Origin of the sequence: Streptomyces nojiriensis (genome assembly GCF_017639205.1) — a bacterium.
Lineage (GTDB): Bacteria > Actinomycetota > Actinomycetes > Streptomycetales > Streptomycetaceae > Streptomyces > Streptomyces nojiriensis.
On the sequence record NZ_CP071139.1, the window covers coordinates 5,097,613 to 5,119,878 of the forward strand.

A 22,266-nucleotide genomic window follows, 5' to 3' on the forward strand; every position below is an offset into this window, starting at 1 on the left:
CATGACCGCGACCCCCGCCAACCCCGTGCTGCTCGTCGTCTACGACGCCGGCAGCCTCGCCCCCACCCGGCTCGCCGAGGCGGCCCGGCAGGCCGGCTGCGACCTGGTGTTCGTGACCGCGGACACCGCGCACGCCCAGGAGATGATCCCGACCCTGGAGATGGTCGGCACCGTGGTGAACACCGCGGGCCGCACCGAGGCACAGACCGAGGCGGCGCTGCGCGCGCTCGCCCCGGCGGGCATCATCACCTTCAGCGAGTTCCAGATCGCACCCACCGTGCGGCTGGCCGAGGCGCTCGGCCTGCGCTACCACCGGCCGGCCGACGTCGACGCCATCACCCACAAGGACCTGCAGCGCCGCCGGTTCGCCGAGGCGGGCGTCGACAGCGTGCGCTTCCGCACCCTGACCGACCCCGCCCAGGCCGACGAGGCGATCGCCTACGTCGGACTGCCGGCCATCATCAAGCCGGTGATCGGCGCGTCCAGCCGCAACACGCAGGCCGTCGCCACCCCCGAGGAGTGCCGGGCCGCCCTCGCGGCGATCTTCACCGGTTCCGACGGCGGGCCCGCCGAGACGGCCGTGATGCTGGAGGAGCTCCTGGTCGGGCGGCCCACCCCGGCGCCCTGGGGCGACTACATCGCGGTGGACTGCGTGGCCGACGGCGACGACGTCCGGCCGGTGTTCGTCACCAGCAAGTTCGCCCTGGCCGAGCCGTTCCGCGAGCGCGGCGGCTACGGCGGCTTCTCCGTCGTACCGGAGGCCGAGGAGCGCGAGGTCCGCGACCTCGCCTGCCGCGCGGTGCGCGCCCTGAACATCCACGGCGTCGCCGACGTCGAGATCAAGCTGACCGCCGACGGCCCCCGGGTCATCGAGGTCAACGGCCGGCTCGGCGCCTGGGTCGACGACCTCGCGGTCCGCTCCGGCACCTCCGACCCCGCGTACGTCGCGGTCGCCGCCGCGCTCGGCCTCCCGTACGAGACCCCCGAGGTCAAGCAGGGCGGGCCGATCGCCTTCCACTACCTGACCGTGCCGCCCGTCGGCGCCCGCCGGGTGCGCGCCATCCGGGGCGTCTCCGCACTGCGCCGCCTCGCCCGCGTCGACCGGGTCGTCGTCCTCGCCGAGCCCGGCGCCGACGTGGACTGGCGGATCGGCGCGCGCGGCAACACGGCGGCCGTCATCGGCTCCGCCGCCACCCATGAGGAACTGGCCGCGACCGTCGCCGCCATCGAGAGCGTGGACTGGATCGACTATGAGTGAGTTCCCCGTACGAGCCGCCGAGTTCGTGGTCTTCGACCTGGACGGCGTCCTCGTCGACACGCAGGACGCCGAGAACGGCGGCATCGCCCACGTCGGCGAGATGATGGGCCTGCGGCTGGACAAGGACCAGCGGGACGAGCTGTTCTCCGGCAAGAAGATGCAGGAGTGCTTCGACCTGATGGCGGACCTGTCGGGCAACGCCCCGCCGCAGGACGCCATGGCGATCGCCCGCGCCCGGTGCGAGGAGCTGATCGGCGACCGCATCGAGCCCATCGACGGCGTCGCGTACGCCCTCGAACAGCTCGCCGCCGCCGTCGGCGACCGCATGTGCGTGGCCTCCAACAGCCCGCTCGCGATCATGCGCAGCCGTCTGGAGAAGGCCCGGATCCTGCACCACTTCGGCGGCCGGCTCTTCTCGGCCTACGACGCCGACGCCTGGAAGCCCGACCCGAAGCTGTTCCTCTGGGCCGCCGAGAGCTGCGGTGTCACGCCCGACGAGTGCGTCGTGGTCGAGGACAGCCCGGTCGGCGTGGACGCCGCCGTGGCCGCCGGGATGCGGGTCCTGCAGTACACCGCCGACCCGGCCACCCCGCCCCACCGGGAGGGCGCCCTGACCTTCCCGTCCATGCGCCTGCTGCCCCAGCTCGTCCGTGACGCCCACCTGATGGCGCCCGCCGCCGCCCCCTTCGCCGCTGCCGCACCCTTCGGAGGTACCTCGTGAACAACGCCCGCAAGATCATGGTCCTGGGTGCCGGCGACATCGGCCGCCGGGTCTTCCACGAGCTGGCGCACAGCCCGAACCCCCGCCACGTCCAGCTCGTCGGCCGCGACGAGGAGACCGTCCTGAAGGCCGCGAACCTGACGCGCTTCTGCAGCGTCCAGCGCGGATACAGCAACGAGGTCAGCCACGCGCAGACCGACGTCACGGACGTGGCGCGCACCGCCGAGCGGATATCCGCCTTCGCCCCGGACATCATCTTCCTGGCCGTCAGCTACCAGTCCTGGTGGGTCATCTCCACCCTCCAGCAGGACGCCTTCCAGCGCGTCTACGCCGCCAACTACGGCCCGTGGCTGCCCATGCACCTGGTCCCGGTGATGAAGGCCATGGAGGCCGTGCGCCTCTCCGGCACCCAGGCCCTGGTCGTCAACGCCGCCTACCCCGACGCCGTGCACCCCGCGCTCACCGCGATCGGCCTCTCCCCGCACATCGGCATCGGCAACGTCGCCAACAACGTCCCCGGCATCACCGCCGTGGCCGCCGACGAGCTGGGCCGCAGCACCGCCGACGTGGAGGTGCGCCTGGTGGCCCACCACTACGTCTCGCACCGCCTGTCCCGCACCGGCAACAGCGGCCCCGCCGGCATGGGCCTCGGCATCCGCCTCGACGGGCGCGACGTCACCGGCGAGCTGGACGTCGCGGAGCTCCTGAACCGGCTGCCCGGCGCGTACCGCCGCACCGGCGGCCTGCCCGGCCAGACGATGACCGCGTCCTCCGCGCTCAGCGTGCTGGAGCCGCTCGCCGACGGGCGCGACGCGGTGGTCCACGCGCCCGGCGCGGACGGGGCGCTCGGCGGTTACCCGGTGGCGATCGAGAACGGCAAGTTCCGCGCGCTGCTCCCCGACGGCATGACGGCGGACGAGGCCCACGCCATCAACGTCTCCGGGCAGCTGCACGACGGCATCAGCGAGATCCGCGCGGACGGCACCGTCGTCTTCGAGCCCTCCGCCATGGCGATCATGAAGGAGGAACTCGGCTACGACTGCGCCGAGATGAAGCTCTCGGAGGCCGAGGGACGGGCCCGGGAGATCGCCGAGCGCTTCGCGGCGTACCGGGACCGCACCGCCCGCTGACCGGGCGTCCCGGCGGACGCCGCCGGTGGCCCCTGCGGCCCCCGGCGGCGTCCGCGCGCTGCACGACACGACGGACGAGCTCCACGGAGAGGGACCAGGATGAGGCTGTTGCTGCTGGGCGGAACGGACTTCGCGGGGCGCGCCGTCGCCGAGGGCGCGGTCGCCCGGGGCTGGGACGTGACCGTCTTCCACCGGGGCGAGCACCCGGCCCCGCCCGGCGTGCGGGTCCGCCACGGCGACCGTACGCACGAGGACGGTCTGGCCGCCCTCGCGGCGGGGGAGTGGGACGCGGTCGTCGACACCTGGTCGGGGGCCCCGACCGTGGTGCGCGACGCGGCCGCCCTGCTGGCCGGGCGCGCCGGACGCCACGCCTTCATATCCAGCCGCTCGGTGTACGCGTGGCCGGTGCCGGCGGGGCTGGACGAGTCCGGACCGCTGGCCGAGGGCGACCCGGACGCGGAGTCGACCGACTTCGCGGCCGACAAGCGGGGGTCGGAACTGGCCGTGCTGCGCGCGTTCGGCGAGGACCGCACCCTGCTGGTCCGGCCGGGCCTGATCCTGGGCCCGCGCGAGAACGCGGGCCGCCTGCCGTGGTGGCTGTCGCGCATCGCGCGGGGCGGCGCGGTCCCGGCCCCCGGCCCCCGGGACACCCCGCTCCAGTACATCGACGTACGCGACCTGGCGGACTGGCTCCTGAACGCGCTGGAGTCGTCGCTGCACGGCCCCTACAACCTCGTCTCGCAGCCGGGCCACACCACGATCGGCGAGCTCCTGGACCTCTGCGTACGCGTCACGGGCGCGGCGGCCGAGCTCCGCTGGACCTCCCCCGAGGCGATCGCCGCCGCGGACCTCTCCCCGTGGACCGACCTCCCCGTCTGGGCCCCGCCCGGCTCGGACTTCCACGCCGCGATCCACGCGGGAGACGTCTCACGGGCCCATGCCGCGGGCCTCGTCTGCCGCCCGGTCACCGAGACGGTCACCGACACGTGGGCCTGGCAGCGGTCGGTCCCGGAGGGCGGGCCGGCCCTCGCGGACGGCCTGTCCGAGGAGGCGGAGGCCCGGCTGCTGAAGGGCTGACGCGGCTGACGCGACCGCACGGACCGGCGGGCGGGCGGCCGCGGGCGATCACGGCCCGGGGCCGGGGTCCTTCGGGTCGCCGGCCAGCCGGACGGTGCTCAGGATGCGCATGATCAGGGCGTCGTCGACGGCGCCCGGGACGCCCGTGCGGCCGTAGAAGTCCCAGGAGACGAGGTCCCCCCGGGAGTTCTTGAAGCCGAAGACGACCGCCTGGCCGTCGCCCGCGCAGCGGTGGGGCCGCGGGGCGCCCGAGGAGCGCGCCTTGACGTAACTCCCCCTGAGTCCGGACTTCGTGGTGTACTCCACCGGCTTGTCCGCCGTGACCACGCTCTTGTCCGGCTGGGTGTAGGCGGCGTAGACCCAGGTGGGCGCCTCCTTCACGGCGATGTCGGCGGGGTTCTTGGCACCACCGGCGCCCTTGGTGCCGACGTTGGCGAGCCGGACGTCCGTGACCTGGCCGTCGCCGTTCGCGTCGATGCTGCACCACTGGGACTTGTAGAAGGCGGGGGCCGTGTGCCCGATGAGGACCTTCTCCTTGTCCTTGGTGTCCTCATAGCCGCTGAAGACGTCGGGTTCGAGGACCTCCCACCCCGGCGGGACGTCGAAGGCGGTGCCGTGCTTGGGGTTGATCACGGTCTTCCAGCCCGCGACGAGCGGTTTCGTCGGGTCGGCGGCCGACGCCGCCGCGGCCGCCGACGCGCGCTCCCGGTTCTCGCGGACGCCGAGTGCGACGCCGGTCGCGGCGGCGGCGACCGCCAGGGCGGTCAGGACGCAGACCCCGGTGACGAGCCGTTTCCGGCTGATCCGGCGCCCGCCGCCGGGCTCCTGCGATGGTGCGAAGGGCGGCGGGTACGGGCCGCCGGGGTGGGTCGGCTGGTGGTACGGGTTCTGCACGGTGCCCCTCCTGGTACCTGCCTGCCCTACTTGCCGAAGGACAGGATCGCGCGGCTGGCCTTGCGCGGCTCCGGGCTGTTGACCCGGCCGTTGAGCAGGAACAGCCGTCCGCCCGCCCATGCGATACGGACGCCGTGGGGGTAGAAGACGCCCTCGGCGCCGCGGGCCGCCGCCGGGCTCTGCAGGAGCGGCCGCGAGGCTCCGTCGGCCGCGGCGAGGGAGACGACCGCCCCCGCTTCGTCGTTGCCCGGGGTGACGTACGTGAGGACCCTGCCGTCCTCGACGGCCAGCGGCCACACGGTGCGTCCCTTGGGCTGCTCCGCGGTGCGCCACCGCTCCTTGCCGGTGTTCAGGTCCACCGCGACGACCTGGTCGGTGACCTCGGTGTCGAGGGTGGTGCCGGGCTTGCCCGCGCCGATGTAGAGGCTGTCGGCGTCGGCCGCGGCGGCGTAGCACTCCTGGAAGCCGCTCGCGTTGCCGAATCCGTTGCACCGGCCGCTGACCCCGAAGGCCGGGGTGCTCTGTGAGCGGACCGTCCCGTCGGCGGCGAAGGCCGTGAGGTTCCAGGTCTTCTTGTCCTTGTGGTGCGCGGCGATCACCAGCGGGTCGACGGAGAGCACCCGGCCGACCGTCCAGTCCGGGGCGTACTTGTAGCTCCACCGCGCGCCGCCGGTGGCCGGATCCAGCTCCTCGACCATCGCCTGTCCGGACGCGCGGACGTCGTTCGGGTCGGGGCAGTGGCGGATGCCGATCAGCCGGGAGCCCCCGGCGAAGGCGGACGGGTAGCAGCCGTTCGGGCTCGACGTGCCGAAGAGCTTGCGGCCGTCGGTGACCGAGAAGCCGCTCATGACGGCCGACCGGGCCACGACCACGGTGTCGCCGCTGATCGCCAGCTCGAACTGCGACGTGGTGTCGTACTTGTTCTCCGGCGGCAGCGGGATCTTCCAGCCCGCCTGCCCCGTGGTGAGGTCGATCTGCTGGAGGTGGGTGCAGTGCGAGGTCTGCGAGGTGGTCTCCTTCACCCCCACGACGAGCCTGCCGTTCGCGGACGGGGCCGGCGGGACCCCGCACAGCGAGGTCTGGAGGGGGAGCTTCCACTTCTCCTGGCCGTCGGCCGCCGCGTAGCCGGTGAGGCCGCTCGGGATCGCGACGACCACGGTGTCGCCCACTCGCCAGGGGCCGTACTGCGAGACACCCGCCCCGGCGACCTCGGCCTGGTTGTCGCGCAGCCAGACCCGGGCCTCGCCCGCCCGGATGCCGGCGTTGGGGTCGTAGGCGTCGGGTCCCCCGCCGGGGCCCTTGCCGTCGCCCCGGTCGACCGAGGGCGAACCCGAGGGACCGGCCAGGGGCTGCGCGGGCCCGCCGCGGACCGTGAGGCGGTAGGCGCCGCCGCCGATGAGGAGCAGGGCGGCGAGCAGCGCGAGGGCGGCGCCGGCGGCGGCCACGGGCCGGGGCGGCCGCGGTCCGCGGCCGCCGGGTCGCGGTGCCGGCGGTGCGAACGGGGCGGGCGGCGGGCCGAAACCGGCGGGGCGCTGCTCGTCGGGTTCCGGCCAGGGGCCGGAGGTGCGACCGGTCATGGGGGAAGTCTGGCCGATCCGGAGAAATTTCTAGAATAGATTTTTGGACGAATTCGGTGCGGGCAGCTCCGGTCGCCCGTCCGGGTGCACAGGTCTAGCGTGGAGTGATGGTTCCTTGGCTCGGGGGGTGAGGAGGCCGGGCATGTCGACACGCTGGCGCAGTGCCGCCGTGGCCCTGGCGGCCGTCGGACTCGTGGTGGGGCCCGTGGGCGCAGGGGCGGGGGCGGTGCACGCAGGGGTCGCGGCGGCGTCCGCGGTGACCGTGCCGGCCGCGACGGTCCCGGCGCCGACCCCGACCCCGACGCCCGCCTCGGACGGGTTCGCACAGCTGACCCCCGCCGTGACCCGGCAGCTGGACGCCGCGATCAAGAAGGTACTGGCGGAGGCGAAGATCCCCGGCGTGATCGTGGCCGTGTCGGCCCCGGGCAAGGGCGACTACGTACGGTCCTTCGGCATCGCCGACAAGGCCACGGGCGCGCCGATGACCCCGAACCTGAACATGCGGATCGGCAGCGTGACGAAGACCTTCACCGTGACCGCCCTGCTGGAGCTGGTGGACGAGGGGAAGGTCGGTCTGGACGACCCGATCGGCAAGTACGTCGACGGCGTCCCGAACGGCGACCGGATCACCCTGCGCGAGCTGGCCGGTATGCGGAGCGGCCTGTTCAACTACTCGGCGGACGAGGGCTTCTACAAGGCGTTCACCAGCAATCCCGACCGGCCCTTCACCCCGCAGGAACTGCTCGGCTACTCCTTCAAGCACCCGGTGCTCTTCGAGCCGAACGCCAAGTTCTACTACTGCAACACCAACCTGATCCTGCTCGGGCTGGTGGTGGAGAAGGTCAGCGGCGTCCCCCTCGACCGGTTCATCGGACAGAAGGTCGTCGTGCCCGCCGGGCTCAAGCACACGGTGTTCCCCACGGGCCCGGAGTTCCCCAGCCCGCACGCCCACGGCTACACGAACCAGACGGCCTCCGGGAAGGTCGAGGACGCCACTGACTGGAACCCCTCCTGGGGCTGGGCGGCGGGCGCGATGATCTCCGACCTCCCCGACATGCGCAGCTGGGCGAAGACCCTGGCGACCGGGACCCTGCTGACCCCCGCCACCCAGGCCCAGCGGCTTGACGTGGTCGACGCGCTCCCGGGCACCGGCTACGGCCTCGGCATCTTCAACGTCCAGGGCTGGATCGGGCACAACGGCTCTCTGCCGGGCTACGGCTCACTGGTCCTCTACCTGCCGGAAGCGAAGGCCACGCTGGTCGTGCTGCTCAACACGGACATCGGGTACGCGGGCCAGGAGCCCAGCACCCTGGTCGGCGAGGCGATCACCAAGATCGTGACCCCCGACCGGGTCTACACCCTCCCGGCCCAGCCGGCGTCGTGAGCGGGGACGGCAGGCGGCCCATGTGCGCGGCGGGCCCCGGGACTTCGGTCCCGGGGCCCGCCGCCGCGTGCGCGGCCCGTCCTTCGCCCGGGCCGACTCCCGCCGTAGCGTAGGGAGTCGAGGGCGCCGGTGGTCCGGACGGCGCGAAACACCCCCGAGGGAGACGCACATGAACGGTCAGGCAGCACAGCGGGACGGCCGGTCCCCGGCGGAGGACTCCGCTTCCGCCGTCTCGGTCCGCGCGGCAGGCGAGGCGGACGTCGACGCGGCGGCCGTGCTGTTCCGCGGCTACCTCGACTTCTACGAGGTGGACATCGAGGACCCGGACGCCCCGCGGGCCTTCCTGGCGGAGCGGATCGCCAAGGACGAGTCGCTGGTGCTGCTCGCCGATGTCCCGGAGGCCGGAACGGTCGGCTTCGCGCAGGTCTACCGCGGGTTCTCGTCCCTCTCCCTGCGGACCGCCTGGGTCCTCAACGACCTCTACGTCGCCCCGGCCGGCCGCCGTACCGGGGCCGGCCGGGCGCTGCTGCGCGAGGTGCTGCGCCGGGCCCGCGAGGCCGGGGTGTCCGGCGTGCAGCTGGAGACGGCGTACGACAACACCGTCGCGCAGGGGCTGTACGAGGCGGAGGGCTTCGTCCGCGAGGAGTTCCACGTGTACTTCCACGACCTGGGCTGACCGGCCCGCGGCAGCGGTACCGGCGGGAACGGCGACGGGAATGGCGGCGGAAATGGCGGCGGGAGATGAAACATTCTCCGCCGCCATCGCGTCACAGGGAGGGGACGGACGCGAGGGGGGAGCACATGCGCCAGGGGCGCAGGGACGGGTTCCGTGAGTTCGCCGCGGGCCGCTCGGGCCATCTGTACCGGTCGGCATGTCTGCTCGTGGGCGGGGACACCCACCTCGCGGAGGACCTGGTGCAGGAGACCCTGGGGCGGATGTACCAGCGGTGGGGCCGGATCTCCCGGATCGACAATCCGGCGGCGTACGCCCAGACGGTGCTGGTCCGGGTCTTCCTCACGCACCGGCGCCGCCGCTCGGCGGGGGAGCGGCCGGTCGGGGAGCTCCCAGACGCCGGCGCGCCCGAGCAGGGCGGCGGGGATCCGGCGCTGCGGCTGACGCTGCTGGAGGCGCTGGGACGGCTGGCGCCCAAGGACCGGGCGGTGCTGGTGCTGCGCTACTGGGAGGACCGCAGCGTCGAGGAGACCGCCGACGCGATGAACGCCTCCTCGGCGGCGGTCCGTACCCGGACCACGCGCGCGCTCGCCCGGCTGCGGGAGCAGCTGGGCGGCAGCCTCGCCGCCTTCGTGGACCTCTGAACCGCCGGTCGGCCCCCTCCACCGACTCCACCCGAAACGGAAGGCTTGATTCCTTATGTCCTTCGAAGACGAACTCGCCGAAGCCCTCCGGCGCACGGGGGAGGGCTTCACGACCAACCCCGGAGCCCTCGCGGAAGCGGGCGAGGAGCGCGGCCGGCGACGGGCGCGCCGCCGGGCCGCAGCGGCGGGCGGATCCGCGCTGGCCCTGGTCCTGACCGCCACGGCGGGGGCCTACGCCGGAGGCCTGTTCGGCGGTTCCGGGGCCGAGGGCGCGGTCCCCGCCGCGGCGCCGCCGGCGACCCCGCGGGCCGACGGGCGCCGGACCGGCACCGGCGCGGTCACCGCCGACCGGATGATCGGCAACCTGAAGTCGCTCCTGCCGGGCGGTCGGCTCACCGAGCCGAAGGCGCGGGGCACGGACGACGAGCTGGGACCCAGGGTCGGGGCCGTGTACGACGACGGGAAGGGCCCGGCGGCCATCTCCCTCAGACTCCAGCGCGTGGACCCGTTCGGCAGCCAGGCCCGCGCGCACACCGAGTGCGAGGACAGGAACCTGCAGTCCTACGACGACTGCCGGACCGAGCAGCTGCCGGACGGCTCCCGCCTGCTCCTCCACCAGGGGTACGAGTACCCGGACCGCCGGACGGACACCAAGGTCTGGCGGGCCGTGCTCGTGACCGTGCAGGGCTTCCTGGTCGACGCGTCCGAGTGGAACGCCGCAGCCGACAAGGACGCCCCCGTCTCCCGGACCGACCCGCCGCTGACCATCGCGCAGCTGAAGGGCCTGGTCACCTCGGACACCTGGCACGCGGCCCTGAACGACCTGCCGGCGGCCGATCCCGAGCCGGCGCCCCGGCCGGAGTCGATCGCCCTGCGGGACCGGAAGGCCGTGGACGCCTTGGAGCAGCTGATGAACCGGCTCGGGATCACCGTCCCGATCGCCTCCAAGGGCGGGCAGGGGACGTACTACGGCTACGTCGTACTCGACGACGGCAAGGGCAAGTCCCTGGTCCAGATCAACGTCCAGCCGACCGCGAACTCCATGCTCTTCACGGACAACTCTGCCGTCACCACGGAGTCCGACGGCACGAAGGTGAAGGTCACGGCGGGGCCCGGCGAGAAGAACAGGGGCGTGACCCAGTGGAAGGTGGACACCCTGCGCAAGGACGGGCTGCGCGTGGTGCTCAGCGCCTTCAACACGGCGGACCAGAACGGCCCGGCCACCCGCCCCGCACCCGCGCTGACGGCGGAACAGCTGCGGAAGATCGCGCTCGCCCCGGAGTGGAACCTGGGAGCGCCCACCGCCGCCCCCGCTCACTGACCCCGCCCATGGCCCCCCTCACTTGGCGTCCGCGTAGCACTCCACGACCGCCGTCGTGAACGGGAACCGGACCGGGGTGTCGCCGAAGGCGATCCGGCCGGCCCGTTCGCCGGCGGCCCGGATCGCCTCCACGACGGCCGCGGCCTCCTCGGCCGGGCAGTGCACGATCACCTCGTCGTGCTGGAAGAACACCAGCTCGGCCCGCATCCCGGCGGTCGCCTGCCGCAGGGCCGCGAGCAGCAGCAGGGCCCAGTCGGCCGCACTGCCCTGGACGACGAAGTTACGGGTGAACCGGCCGCGGGCCCGGGTGTTGGTGGAGGCGTAGCTCGGGGTCCAGCCGTCCTCCCGGCCCTGCGGGCTCCCGGCCCCGCCCTCCCCGTACCCCTCGCCCGGGTCGACGCCGCCGTCCCCGGCCTCGTCCCCCTCGCCGGAGCCGGCGGGCGGCGGACAGGTGCGGCCCAGCCAGGTCCGTACGAGCCGGCCCTCCTCCCCGGCCTTCGCCGCGTCGTCCACGTACGCGACGGCCCGGGGGAAGCGGCGGCGGAGCGCGGCCAGGTTCTTCAGGCCGTCCCCGGAGGTCTGGCCGTAGACGGCGCCGAGCACGGCGAGCTTGGCCTTCTCCCGGTCGCCCGAGAAGCCCTGCCGGGAGACGGCGGTGTAGAGGTCCGAGGCCTCCCCGGCGACCTCCATGAAGGCGGGGTCGCGGGAGATCGCGGCGAGGACGCGCGGCTCCATCTGGTCGGCGTCGGCGACGACGAGCCGCCAGCCGGGGTCGGCGACCACGGCCCGGCGGATCACCTTGGGGATCTGCAGGGCCCCGCCGCCGTTGGTGACCCAGCGGCCGGTGAGGGTGCCGCCGGGGATGAACTCCGGGCGGAAGCGGCCGTCCCGGACCCAGTCCGCGAGCCAGGCCCAGCCGTGGGCGGTGTAGATCCGGTACAGCTTCTTGTACTCGATCAACGGCTCGACGGCCGGATGGTCCAGCTCCTGGATCTCCCAGCGGCGGGTGGACCTGAGCTTGATCCCGGCCCCGGCGAAGGCCTTGACGACGTCGGCGGGCAGATCGGGGCGCACGCGCCTGCCGAAGGCGGCGGACACGCGGTCGGCCAGCTCGGCGAGGCGCCGGGGCTCCCCGCCGCCCGCGTACCGCTCACCGAGCAGCTCGGTCAGCAGGGCGCGGTGCACGTCGGCGCGCCAGGGCAGCCCCACGCGGTTCATCTCGGCGGCGATGAGGAAGGCCGCCGACTCGGCGGCGGTGAGCAGCCGCATCCGGTCGGGGTGGGCGGTGGCGTCGAGCCGTTTCGCCTGGTCGGCGTGGACGGCGAGCAGGGCCTCCAGGGGGACCGGCGCGGGCTGCGGGTCGAAGAGGGAATCCTGGGCGCGGGGTTCGGCGGCGCGCGGGCGCGGATCGGGCGGTACGGGGGCGTCGGTGAGCCGGGCCCAGGCGGCCGCCGCCGAGCGGGGCTCGCCGAACCGGCCCTCGTGGCCGAGGAGCAGCAGTTCGGCGCCCTCGATGTCGTGGCACCGCTCGACGCGTACGCCCGCGGCGAGCAGCCGGGGGTAGACGGCCGCGGTGGACCGCCAGACCCAGCGCGTGCCGGGCGGGGCGGCGCGCACCGCGTCGGCCGGGTCGCGCACGCGCATCCGGACTCCGTCGGCGGGGGGCACGGGCGCGGCGTGCCACCACCCGTCGCCGTCCTCGGCGAGGGCCCACCGGGGAGTGCGGTCGCTCATGGGTGCGAGTGTCCCACCGGGGTCTGACAGGGGCGGTCCCGCCGTGCCGCGGGGTGCAGGTCGGCGGGGCGGGTGCGGCGCCGTTGCCGGGGCTCCGCCCCGGACCCCGCGCCTCAAACTCCCCCAGCTACCGCTGGGAGGTACCCCCGGGCGGGGCTGGGATGGGCCATCGCCGCGTACACCTCCAGGGCCGCGCGCGGCGGGCGGCCCAGGAGGCGGCGCAGGGTGCCCTCGTCCGGGGCGCCGAGGAAGCCCGCGGCGATGGCCGAGTACGTGGCCACCAGCATCGGCGGCTGGAAGGGCGCCGCGTCCGGGCCGGAGAGGGCGCCGCGGGCCTGCGCCAGGCAGCCCGGGGCGTAGCGCGCGCCCACCGCCGCGGCGAGTTCCGCCCCGCCCAGGGGGCGGTCCCCGACCAGCTCGTAGACCTGCCCGGCATGCGCCTCGGGCGCCAGGGCCACCCGGACCGCCACCTCCGCCAGGTCCTCCCGCGCGACCGCCGCCAGCCGGCCCCCGCCCAGCGGGGCGGTGATCGCCCCGTCGGGCCCCGGCGCGGCGAGCGCGGCCAGCAGCTCGGCGTACAGCCCGTTGCGCAGTACGGTCCAGGCCACCGAGGAGCCGCGCAGGCGGCGTTCGGTCCAGCGGTGCGCCAGCGCGTACGGCAGGTGGTCGCCCGCCCCGGTGAGGCTGGTGTAGACGAGGTGCCGCACCCCGTCCCGCTCGGCGGCCGAGACGGCGGCCCCGTGCCGCGCGATGACCTGGTCGTCCTCGCCGTAACCGGCCGAGATGAGCAGCAGGGTGTCCACCCCGGTGAAGTCGAGGGAGTCCGGGTCGTCGAAGTCCACCCGGACCTGACCGGGGCCGTCCGGGACGCGCGTGCCGAACCGTACGTCCGGCCGGTCCGTGCCGTCGGGGTGGTCCGCCAGCCGGCGTGCGATCAGTGAGCCGAGTCCGCCGGAGGTGCCGGTGATCAAAAGCATGGGGAGTCCTTCGTGTCCGCGCCTGTCGGCCTGATTGGCTTCGGGGGCGGGAACATCGTGTGCCGACGGGCGCACGGCGCGTAAGGAGGCACTTCCATGTCAGTAGGGCACACCGGGATAACCACCCCCGAGCCCCTGCCCGAGCCGTTGCTGAGCTGCGACGACGACTGCGGCATCCGCGACGTCCTCGACCGGCTCGGCGACAAGTGGTCCGTCCTCGTCGTGGTGGAGCTCGGCGCCGGCATGCGCCGGTTCAAGGAGCTCCAGCGCGCGGTCGACGGCATCTCGCAGCGGATGCTCACCCTCACCGTCCGCCGCCTGGAGCGCGACGGCCTGGTCACCCGGACCGTGCACGCCACCGTGCCGCCCCAGGTCGAGTACGAGCTGACCGACCTCGGCCGCAGCCTGACCCTTCTGGTCAAGGGCCTCGCGGACTGGTCGCTGGCGCACCGCGCACGGATCGAAGCCGCCCGCCGGGAATGGGACACGAAGGCGGACATGCCAAGCTGAGGGGTGTGAGAGACCTTGCCGAGACCGTCGACCGAGCCTTCGCCGCCGCCCTCTACGCCCAGGACGACGCCGGGCTGGACACCGGCGCCTCGCTGCTCGTCGCGGACCAGGGAGGCTGGCCCGGGGTCGGGCGGGAGCTGCTGGCGCGCGGGGAGGCGTACGTACGCCAGGGCTGGGAGCGGGGCTGGCAGCCGGCCGACGTGCTGCGGCTGGTCCGCCGGGACCTCGACGAGCGGCACCTGCGGATCACCGGGGACCTGATCGCCGCCGAGGCGCGCCGCTACGCCCGGCTCCCGGCGCGCTGGGGCGCCGCCGAGGTGTGGTGGACGGGCGACGAGGAGTACGCCGACCGGCTCGCGCAGCGGGAACGGGCCGACCGGTTCACGCTGGCCACCGCCTTCCTGGAGGTGCTGCGGCTGCTGATCCGGCTGCCCTCGATCGAACCGGTGGGTCCGCTGCCCGGTGACCCGGCCGACGCGCTCGCCGAGCACGCCCACATCGAGCCGCGCATGCTGGGCCGGATACGGGCCCTGCTCGCCAAGGCCGAGGCGACGAACTTCCCGGAGGAGGCGGAGGCGCTCAGCGCCAAGGCCCAGGAGCTGATGGCCCGGCACACCGTGGACGAGGCACTGCTGGCGGCGAGCGGCAAGGGCCCGGCCCAGGTGCCCGGCGCCTGCCGGATCGGTGTCGAGCCGCCGTACGAGGAGGCGAAGGCGGTGCTGCTCGACGCGGTGGCCACCGCCAACCGATGCCGGGCGGTGTGGAACAGCGGCTTCGAGTTCTCCACGGTGGTCGGCTTCGAGAGCGACCTGGAGGCCGTGGAACTGCTCTACACCTCGCTGCTCGTGCAGGGCACGGCGGCGATGACCCGCGCGGAGGCCGCGCAGCGCTCCGGCGGGCGCAAGCGGACCAAGACCTTCAGGCAGTCCTTCCTGCTGGCCTACGCCAGCCGGCTCGGCCACCGGCTCGCCGAGACCGCCGAGCACACGGCGACGGAGGCCCCCGACAACCTGCCGGCCCTGGTGGCCCGCGACGTGGCGGTCACCTCGCGGGCGGAGGAGATGTTCCCCCGGACCACCACGACCCGGCTGCGCGGGGCCACCGACCACGCGGGCTGGGAGGACGGCACGGCCGCCGCCGACCGCGCCCACATGGGCGGCCGGCAGAAGCCGCTGCCCCGCTAGGCCGTCTCTTTCGGATCTTGCCGGGCCCGCGACGCCCGGCACCGCACCTGGCCGCGTTGTCGGGGCGCCCGAGTACGTCCGGTACACGGTGCGCTCCTCCGCCTTGCCAAGCACGGCACCGGACGCCGCGGGCTCGGCCGACAAGATCCGAAAGAGACGGCCTAGGGGGTGTCCGTCCGGGCGTCCGGACGGGCGTCGTCCGAGCGCAGGGCGCGCGCCTCCGACTTCAGGATGCGCATCGACCGGCCCAGCGAGCGGGCCATGTCGGGGAGCTTCTTGGAACCGAACACCAGCAGGCAGACCACCAGGACCAGGACCAGGTGCCACGGCTGGAGGGCGTTGCGGAACACGGGCGTTCCACCTTTCGGACGGGCCGGCTTCTTTTCGAACGACCGGCTCATGGAACAGGCACAGCCCGGGCCGGGACAAATCTGAAGAAGTCCTGAAAACCGGCGAGGCCGGCGCCACGGGACGCCCCCGGGCGCCCGAGGGCGGTACGGACCTGTCTGTGATCAACGGACCACCCCGCGTGCACGTGCATCTGCCCGTGCAGCCGCTCATGAACACAGCTATGATCCGGAGGAGTTGACATCTGCACTATCGGGGGCTTCCTGTGGACCACGCGTACAACGGGATGGCAGCTGCAGAACTCGCTACCTTGTTTGAGCTGACGTGGCAGAAGAGCAGACACAGCAACTCGCAGGGTTCCTGCGTGGAGTTCGCACGGCTGCCGGGAGGCGATGTCGCCATGCGCAATTCGCGCTTTCCGGACGGACCGGCGCTCGTCTACACACCGGCCGAGATCGAGGCCCTGCTCCTGGGCGTCAAGGACGGCGAGTTCGATCACCTGATCAGCTGACGGAACAGCGCACCCATCAAGCCATGCACGTGCACTGGCCGGGACCGATCGCAATGATCGGTCCCGGCCAGTTGTCCTGTGTTCGCCCTTGATCGGCGGCCGTCGGGCGCTCAGTCCTGGAGCAGGAAGAGCGCCCAGACCACCTTGCCGGTCAGCCGGCCCGCGAGCGGGTGCCAGCCCCAGCTGTCGCTGTACGAGTCCACCAGGAACAGCCCGCGCCCGGACTCCAGGTCGAAGTTCTCCTCGGTGCGCTCCGGTGAGAACGCCCCGCCGGGCCGGTCCTCGCTGGGGTCCCGCACCGCGCACACCAGCCGCGTGCTCCACCGCATCAGGTGCAGCCGTACGGGCGGCTCCGGCTCGGCGTCCGCCCCCCGCGTGTCCTCGGGCAGGGCATGGCGCAGCGCGTTGGTGACGAGCTCGGAGACGACCAGGGCCACATCGTCGAAGCGGTCGTCCAGGCCCCACTGGGACAGGGTCGAACGACAGAAGGAGCGGGCTCCGCGCACCGCCTCGTAACGGGCGGGCAGGGCGCAGGAGGCGGACCCGGAGACAGCCGTGGGGTCGACCGGGGGCAGCCCCTGCCGTAACGGCTCGAGCATGGTCGATCCATTCGTCCCCATGCGAGGCACTCCCGGGATTCGCGGGCGGAGCGGTCATCTCCGTCCAGAAAGAACTGCGGGGTGGGTCCGGCGCCGGCGCGAACAGCACGCAGGTGCGCGGGGACCATCGTTCCGAATGCCGGAGCCGGATGCAAGGGCAGATGCACGTGCACGCGCCGGACCTGTCCACTCCCGTGACGGTTCTGACTCATTTCTTCCTACGCATACTGACGGACTTCTTTTCCCGAAGACGGGATTCCGTTACAGAACGAGTACGAGCCGATGCGTTTTGGTGGCAGACTGCGGCCCCTGGGGTACGGGGGCCCCGAGACGCTCGCGCACACCACGCGCACGCCAATGCGATGGGGAGGGCAGTACTAGTGACCGCAGAAGCAAGCGGTTCTGTGGTGCGCCGCATCCTCCTGGGCTCCCAGCTCAGGCGACTCCGAGAATCCCGCGGCATCACCCGTGAGGCGGCCGGCTACTCGATCCGCGCATCCGAATCGAAGATCAGCCGCTTGGAGTTGGGAAGGGTGAGCTTCAAGGCCAGGGACGTCGAGGACCTCCTCACGCTCTACGGAGTCACTGACAGCGCGGAGCGCGAGTCGCTGCTCGGACTGGTCCGGGAGGCCAACGCGACCGGCTGGTGGCACAGTTACGGCGACGTGCTGCCCGGGTGGTTCCAGACGTACATCGGCCTGGAGGGCGCCGCCTCGCTCATCCGGATCTACGAAGTCCAGTTCGTCCACGGACTGTTGCAGACCGAGGCGTACGCCCACGCCGTCGTCAGCCGCGGGATGCCCGGCGCCACCGCCGCCGAGATCGACCGCCGCGTCGCCCTGCGCCTGGAGCGCCAGAAGGTCCTCGTCTCCGAGAACGCCCCCGTCTTCCACGCCGTCCTCGACGAGGCCGCGCTGCGCCGCCCGTACGGCGACCGCGAGGTCATGCGCGGTCAGCTGGAGCACCTCATCGAGGTCTCCCAGCGGCCCAACGTGCAGCTCCAGGTGATGCCCTTCTCCTTCGGCGGCCACGCGGGCGAGAGCGGAGCCTTCACCCTGCTGCGCTTCCCCGAGTCCGATCTCCAGGACATCGTCTATCTGGAACAGCTCACCAGTGCCCTCTACCTGGACAAGGGCGAGGAAGTGGGGCAGTACGAGCGGGCGATGGAGCGGCTCCAGGCGGATTGCCCCGACGCCGAGCGGACCCGGGATCTTCTGCGCGGCCTGCTCCAACTGTCTTGATTCGCACGTAGTATGACGTCTGATCAGTGCATGATGACCGATCGGTCTCCGGTGCAGCGCACGGGTGCGCGCTCGCAGTAAGGGATGGCATGTCCATATTCAGCGACCTGGCTCACCAGTACATCGACGGCGAATGGCTGGCCGGTACCGGTTCGTGGGACATCATCGACGTCAACCCCTTCAACGGGGAGAAGCTCGCGGCCATCACCGTGGCCACCGTCGAGCAGGTGGACCAGGCCTACCGCGGCGCCGAGCGCGCCCAGCGCGAGTGGGCCGCCACCAGCCCTTACATCAGACGCGCCGTCCTGGAGCGCGCCCTGCGGATCACCGAGGAGCGCGAGAAGGAGATCGTCGAGGCGATGATCGACGAGCTCGGCGGGACGCGTCCCAAGGCCGAGTACGAGGTCCACCTCGCGATGGAGTTCATCCGCGAGTCCCTCCAGCTCGCCGTCCGGCCCGAAGGGCGGATCCTGCCCTCGCCGGTCGAGGGCAAGGAGAACCGGGTCCAGCGGCTCCCCGTGGGCGTCGTCACGGTGATCAGCCCCTTCAACTTCCCCTTCCTGGTGACCCTGAAGTCGGTCGCCCCGGCCCTGGCGCTGGGCAACGCGGTCGTCATCAAGCCCAACCAGAACGCCCCGGTCGTGGGCGGCGGCGTGATCGCCAAGATCTTCGAGGACGCCGGGCTGCCCGCCGGCCTGCTGAACGTCCTGGTCACCGACATCGCCGAGATAGGCGACGCGCTCCTGACCCACCCCGTCCCCAAGGTCATCTCGTTCGCGGGATCGGACCGGGTCGGCCGGCACGTCGGGGCGATCGCCGCCCGCCACTTCAAGCGCACGGTCCTGGAGCTCAGCGGCAACAGCGCGCTCGTCGTGCTCGACGACGCCGACCTCGACTACGCGGTGGACGCGGCCGTCTTCAGCCGCTTCGTCTACCAGGGCCAGGTCTGCATGGCCGCGAACCGGATCCTCGTCGACGCCTCCGTCGCGGAGGAGTTCACCGAGAAGTTCACCGCGCGCGTGCGCGCCCTCAAGACGGGCGACCCGCACGAGGCCGACACCCACATCGGCCCCCTGATCAACTCCTTCCAGGCCGACGCCCTGACCGCGCTCGTGGACCAGGCCGTGGAATCCGGCGCGCAGGCGCTCGTACGCGGGTCTACGCGCGGCAACCTGGTCGAACCCACGGTGCTCGCCGGGATCCCCGAGGACTCCCCGCTGCTGAGCCAGGAGATCTTCGGCCCGGTGGCCCTGCTGGTGGTCTTCGACGGCGAGGACGAGGCCGTACGGCTGACCAACGCGACCCCCTACGGGCTGAGCGGCGCCGTGCACACCCGGGACGTGGAGCGGGGCGTCCGCTTCGCCCAGCGGATCGAGACGGGCATGATCCACGTCAACGACTCCACCATCGGGGACGAGCCGCTGGCCGCCTTCGGCGGCGAGAAGGCCTCGGGTCTGGGCCGGCTGAACGGCGAGGCCACGGTCGAGGCCTTCACCACGCAGAAGTGGATCTCCGTGCAGCACGGCCGGACGACCTTCCCGTTCTAGGTCTCACAGGTCGCACCCCTAGGGGGTGTCTTGCCGATCAGGCCGGGCTCGCGGCGCCCGGTGCCGCGCCTCGCCGCGTTGTCCTCGGTCGGCGACGCTCCGCGTCGCCTCCCTCGTCCGCCTTGCGATCCACGGCACCGGACCCCGCTCCCCGATCCGGCCTGATCGACAAGACACCCCCTAGACTCGGCCGGGCGTAGGAAGCCGCCCGGGGGAGAACGAGTTGAGCAACATACCGGAGACCGGCCGGACCCCTCGGGTCCAGAACCGTCTCGTCGTCATCCAGATCGTGGTCTTCTCGCTGTTGCTCACGCTGGGCGGACGCCTGTGGTACCTCCAGATACGCAATGGCTCGGAGTACACGGACGAGGCGAAGAACAACCACGTCCAGCAGGTGGTGCAGCCGGCCGTGCGCGGCTCGATCCTGGACTCGCGCGGGGTCCCGCTCGCCGACAACGCCACCCACCTCGTGGTCTCCGCCAGCCGCACCGAGCTGCTGACCATGAAGGACAAGGGCAAGTCCGTCCTGACCCGGCTCGCCGGGGTGCTGGGCATGGACGCCCAGGAGGTCGTCGACAAGGTCCGGCTCTGCGACGCCAAGACCAAGCAGCCCTGCTGGAACGGCTCCCCCTACCAGCCGATCCCGGTCAGCGACGAGGCCACCACCGAGCAGGCCCTGCAGATCCGCGAGCACCCCGAGGACTTCCCGGGCATCACGGCCGAGGCGACCGCCCTGCGCCGTTACGCGGCCCCGGACGCGGCCAACACCTCGCAGGTGCTGGGCTACCTCTCGCCGGTCACCGACGATGAGATCGCCAGGGCGAAGAAGTCGGACTCCCCGTACCTGCGCTCCGACCAGGTGGGCCGCTCCGGTCTGGAGCGCACGTACGACAAGGAGCTGCGCGGCAAGGCGGGCATCACCCGCTACGAGGTGGACAATCTCGGCCGCGTCATCGGGCAGGGTCAGACCGATCCGGCGCAGCCCGGTTCGAACATCGTGACCTCGATCGACTCCCGCGTGCAGGCCGTCGCCGAGCGCGAGCTGAACAACGCGATGATCGAGGCCCGCAAGGTCCGGGACAAGAACACCGGCCGCGACTACGAGGCCGACTCGGGCGCGGTCGTGGTGATGGAGACCAAGACCGGCCGGGTCGTGGCGATGGCCTCGAACCCGACGTACGACCCCAACGCCTGGGTGGGCGGCATCTCCGCCAAGGACTACGCCTCCCTCACCGACAAGGAGTCGAACTACCCGCTGCTGAACCGGGCCATCCAGGGCCAGGCGGCGCCGGGTTCCATCTTCAAGGTGGTCACCTCCACGGCCGCGGTCAACGCCGGGTACCCGTTCAACAACCGCTACCCTTGCCCCAGCTCGTATTCGGTCGGCAGCCAGACCTTCACGAACTTCGAGTCGCAGGGCCACGGTGACATCACCATCGGCCGGGCGCTGGAGGTCTCCTGCGACACCGTCTACTACGCCATCGCCGACCAGGAGTGGAAGAAGGACGGCGGCATCAAGCCGAAGAAGGACCCGAAGGACTGGTTCCTCAAGACCGCCCACGAGTTCGGGCTGGGCAAGCGCACCGGCATCGACCTGCCGAACGAGGTCCCCGGCCGGGTCCCCGACCGGAAGTGGAAGCAGGACTTCTTCGACGCGAACAAGGACGCCTGGTGCCGCGACGGCAAGAAGAACGGCTCCTTCGCCGAGAAGATCGCCTACGAGAACTGCCGCCAGGGCAACCAGATGCGTGAGGGTGACGCCATCAACTACTCGATCGGTCAGGGCGACACGCTCGTCACCCCGGTCCAGATGGCCTCCGTCTACGCGGCCATCGCCAACGGCGGCACGCTCCACCAGCCCAGCATCGGCAAGGCGATCGTCAGCGCCGACGGAAAGTCGGTCCAGGAGATCGCGCCGAAGGAGCAGGGCAGGCTGCCGATGGACGCGAAGACCCGCGACAACATCGACGAGGCCCTCGCGGGCGTCGCCACCAACGGCAGCGCGGCCTGGCGCTTCGGCGGCTGGCCGCAGAAGCAGATCCCGATGCACGCCAAGACGGGCACGGCCGAGGTCCAGGGCAAGCAGACGACCTCGTGGTTCGCCTCGTACACCGAGGACTACGCGATCGTCATGACGATCTCCCAGGGCGGCACCGGCTCGGGCGCCTCGGGACCGGCGGTCCGCAGCATCTACGAGGCGATGTACGGCCTCGACCCGACGGGCAGGCAGGACCTCTCCAAGGCCCTGCTCCCGCAGCCCGCGGCCGCCCTGCCGGCGATCCACCCCGACGGGGAGACCGAAGGCAACTGAAGGGCCAATGAGGACAGGATCTGACCGCAAGGCTCCGTAGCGTGTGTCCTGTCGGGGGGAAAGGCCCCCCGGCAGGACACCTCACGCAGAAGGCGGTCGGTCATGGCCCAGATTTCCACCGAAGTCCCCGGCGACGAGCGCGGCACCCTCCTCGCCTTCGTCGAGGCCCAGCGCACGGCGATCCGCGAGTCGCTGCTCGGGCTCGGCGAGGAGCAGGCCGCGAGCCGCCCCAGCGCCAGCGAGCTCACCCTGTCCGGGCTGCTCAAGCACGTGGCCGAGGTCGAGCTGAACTGGCTGCGCATGGCCCAGCAGGTGCCCAACGAGAAGCAGCGCACCCAGGAGACCTGGGGCGAGGCCTTCCGTCTGGTCGACGGCGAGTCGATCCCGTCGGTCCTCGCCTTCTGGGACGAGGTCGCGCAGCAGACGGCGGAGTTCGTCGCCGCCCTCCCGAGCCTGGACGAGACCTTCCCCCTGCCGCCGGCGCCCTGGTTCCCCAAGGACGCCAAGGTCTCGATGCGCTGGATGCTCCTGCACCTGGTGGAGGAGTTCGCCCGGCACGCGGGCCACGCGGACATCGTCCGCGAATCCCTCGACGGCACCAAGGCCATGGGCTAGACGGCGGGGG

General features: G+C 72.6%; 20 protein-coding genes and 1 pseudogene. 15 read left to right on the forward strand and 6 right to left on the reverse strand.

Annotated features, from left to right (window positions below; genetic code table 11):
* Nucleotide 1: 1 nt before the first annotated feature.
* From JYK04_RS23780 to JYK04_RS23795, 4 genes are all read left to right on the forward strand, one after another.
* A complete protein-coding gene (locus tag JYK04_RS23780; protein ID WP_189743957.1) occupies nucleotides 2–1,258 on the forward strand; it encodes an ATP-grasp domain-containing protein in 1,257 nt (418 codons plus the stop codon).
* Nucleotides 1,251–1,979, forward strand: coding sequence for an HAD family hydrolase (locus JYK04_RS23785; RefSeq protein ID WP_189743959.1), 729 nt, complete (start codon nucleotides 1,251–1,253; stop codon nucleotides 1,977–1,979). The genes JYK04_RS23780 and JYK04_RS23785 overlap by 8 nt, the downstream gene beginning before the upstream one ends.
* On the forward strand, nucleotides 1,976–3,109 hold the full coding sequence (locus JYK04_RS23790) for a hypothetical protein (RefSeq protein WP_189743961.1): 1,134 nt from the start codon (nucleotides 1,976–1,978) through the stop codon (nucleotides 3,107–3,109). Before JYK04_RS23785 ends, JYK04_RS23790 begins: the two co-directional genes overlap by 4 nt.
* A 99-nt stretch (nucleotides 3,110–3,208) precedes the next feature.
* The gene (locus JYK04_RS23795; RefSeq protein WP_189743962.1) at nucleotides 3,209–4,186 is read left to right on the forward strand and encodes an NAD-dependent epimerase/dehydratase family protein; all 978 of its coding nucleotides are present in this window, start codon (nucleotides 3,209–3,211) and stop codon (nucleotides 4,184–4,186) included.
* 48 nt (nucleotides 4,187–4,234) lie between these two features.
* Here the strand turns inward: JYK04_RS23795 and JYK04_RS23800 are convergent, their stop codons facing one another.
* Nucleotides 4,235–5,080: a DUF8017 domain-containing protein gene (locus JYK04_RS23800; RefSeq protein ID WP_189743964.1), complete on the reverse strand. Its 846-nt coding sequence runs from the start codon at nucleotides 5,078–5,080 to the stop codon at nucleotides 4,235–4,237.
* 26 nt (nucleotides 5,081–5,106) lie between these two features.
* Nucleotides 5,107–6,657 (reverse strand): outer membrane protein assembly factor BamB family protein, encoded by a 1,551-nt coding sequence (locus tag JYK04_RS23805; protein ID WP_189743967.1) that lies wholly within the window; start codon nucleotides 6,655–6,657, stop codon nucleotides 5,107–5,109.
* Between the two features lie 142 nt (nucleotides 6,658–6,799).
* On the opposite strand from JYK04_RS23805, the gene JYK04_RS23810 reads away from it, so the two are divergent.
* The 4 genes from JYK04_RS23810 to JYK04_RS23825 all read left to right on the forward strand — a co-directional run bounded on the left by JYK04_RS23810 (nucleotide 6,800) and on the right by JYK04_RS23825 (nucleotide 10,679).
* Nucleotides 6,800–8,041 (forward strand): serine hydrolase domain-containing protein, encoded by a 1,242-nt coding sequence (locus JYK04_RS23810; protein WP_189743969.1) that lies wholly within the window; start codon nucleotides 6,800–6,802, stop codon nucleotides 8,039–8,041.
* Between the two features lie 169 nt (nucleotides 8,042–8,210).
* On the forward strand, nucleotides 8,211–8,717 hold the full coding sequence (locus tag JYK04_RS23815; protein ID WP_189743971.1) for a GNAT family N-acetyltransferase: 507 nt from the start codon (nucleotides 8,211–8,213) through the stop codon (nucleotides 8,715–8,717).
* A 125-nt stretch (nucleotides 8,718–8,842) separates the two neighbouring features.
* Entirely contained in the window at nucleotides 8,843–9,358 is a 516-nt protein-coding gene (locus JYK04_RS23820) for a SigE family RNA polymerase sigma factor (RefSeq protein ID WP_189743973.1), read from the forward strand.
* A 55-nt stretch (nucleotides 9,359–9,413) separates the two neighbouring features.
* Nucleotides 9,414–10,679: a hypothetical protein gene (locus JYK04_RS23825; RefSeq protein WP_189743975.1), complete on the forward strand. Its 1,266-nt coding sequence runs from the start codon at nucleotides 9,414–9,416 to the stop codon at nucleotides 10,677–10,679.
* Nucleotides 10,680–10,697: 18 nt separating this feature from the next.
* Here the strand turns inward: JYK04_RS23825 and JYK04_RS23830 are convergent, their stop codons facing one another.
* Together JYK04_RS23830 and JYK04_RS23835 are read right to left on the reverse strand one after the other, a co-directional pair.
* Entirely contained in the window at nucleotides 10,698–12,413 is a 1,716-nt protein-coding gene (locus JYK04_RS23830) for a bifunctional 3'-5' exonuclease/DNA polymerase (RefSeq protein ID WP_189743977.1), read from the reverse strand.
* A 113-nt stretch (nucleotides 12,414–12,526) separates the two neighbouring features.
* The gene (locus JYK04_RS23835) at nucleotides 12,527–13,390 is read right to left on the reverse strand and encodes an NAD(P)H-binding protein (RefSeq protein ID WP_189743978.1); all 864 of its coding nucleotides are present in this window, start codon (nucleotides 13,388–13,390) and stop codon (nucleotides 12,527–12,529) included.
* A gap of 96 nt (nucleotides 13,391–13,486) precedes the next feature.
* Here JYK04_RS23835 and JYK04_RS23840 point away from each other — a divergent pair, with 96 nt between their 5' ends.
* Nucleotides 13,487–13,900 carry a winged helix-turn-helix transcriptional regulator gene (locus tag JYK04_RS23840; RefSeq protein ID WP_189743980.1) on the forward strand — a complete coding sequence of 138 codons (414 nt, stop codon included), beginning with the start codon at nucleotides 13,487–13,489 and terminating at the stop codon, nucleotides 13,898–13,900.
* The gene (locus JYK04_RS23845; protein WP_189743982.1) at nucleotides 13,870–15,084 is read left to right on the forward strand and encodes a DUF2786 domain-containing protein; all 1,215 of its coding nucleotides are present in this window, start codon (nucleotides 13,870–13,872) and stop codon (nucleotides 15,082–15,084) included. The genes JYK04_RS23840 and JYK04_RS23845 overlap by 31 nt, the downstream gene beginning before the upstream one ends.
* 161 nt (nucleotides 15,085–15,245) lie before the next feature.
* On the opposite strand, the gene tatA is transcribed toward JYK04_RS23845, so the two are convergent.
* Nucleotides 15,246–15,434 (reverse strand): Sec-independent protein translocase subunit TatA, encoded by a 189-nt coding sequence (gene tatA / locus JYK04_RS23850; RefSeq protein WP_189743984.1) that lies wholly within the window; start codon nucleotides 15,432–15,434, stop codon nucleotides 15,246–15,248.
* Nucleotides 15,435–15,697: 263 nt separating this feature from the next.
* Here tatA and JYK04_RS23855 point away from each other — a divergent pair, with 263 nt between their 5' ends.
* On the forward strand, nucleotides 15,698–15,943 hold the full coding sequence (locus JYK04_RS23855) for a DUF397 domain-containing protein (protein ID WP_030726905.1): 246 nt from the start codon (nucleotides 15,698–15,700) through the stop codon (nucleotides 15,941–15,943).
* A gap of 110 nt (nucleotides 15,944–16,053) precedes the next feature.
* Here JYK04_RS23855 and JYK04_RS23860 read toward each other — a convergent pair whose 3' ends face one another.
* Nucleotides 16,054–16,563, reverse strand: coding sequence for an ATP-binding protein (locus JYK04_RS23860; RefSeq protein WP_189743986.1), 510 nt, complete (start codon nucleotides 16,561–16,563; stop codon nucleotides 16,054–16,056).
* A 341-nt stretch (nucleotides 16,564–16,904) separates the two neighbouring features.
* On the opposite strand from JYK04_RS23860, the gene JYK04_RS23865 reads away from it, so the two are divergent.
* The 4 genes and pseudogenes from JYK04_RS23865 (at nucleotide 16,905) to JYK04_RS23880 (ending at nucleotide 22,256) form a co-directional block, all read left to right on the forward strand.
* Nucleotides 16,905–17,783 carry a helix-turn-helix domain-containing protein gene (locus tag JYK04_RS23865; protein WP_189743988.1) on the forward strand — a complete coding sequence of 293 codons (879 nt, stop codon included), beginning with the start codon at nucleotides 16,905–16,907 and terminating at the stop codon, nucleotides 17,781–17,783.
* An 89-nt stretch (nucleotides 17,784–17,872) separates the two neighbouring features.
* Nucleotides 17,873–19,330 carry an aldehyde dehydrogenase family protein gene (locus JYK04_RS23870; protein ID WP_189743990.1) on the forward strand — a complete coding sequence of 486 codons (1,458 nt, stop codon included), beginning with the start codon at nucleotides 17,873–17,875 and terminating at the stop codon, nucleotides 19,328–19,330.
* A gap of 223 nt (nucleotides 19,331–19,553) precedes the next feature.
* Nucleotides 19,554–21,623 (forward strand): annotated as a pseudogene (gene mrdA / locus JYK04_RS23875) (penicillin-binding protein 2); the annotation flags it as partial.
* A gap of 120 nt (nucleotides 21,624–21,743) precedes the next feature.
* Nucleotides 21,744–22,256, forward strand: a complete 513-nt coding sequence (locus JYK04_RS23880) for a DinB family protein (protein WP_189743994.1) — start codon at nucleotides 21,744–21,746, stop codon at nucleotides 22,254–22,256.
* The last annotated feature ends 10 nt before the right edge of the window (nucleotides 22,257–22,266 follow it).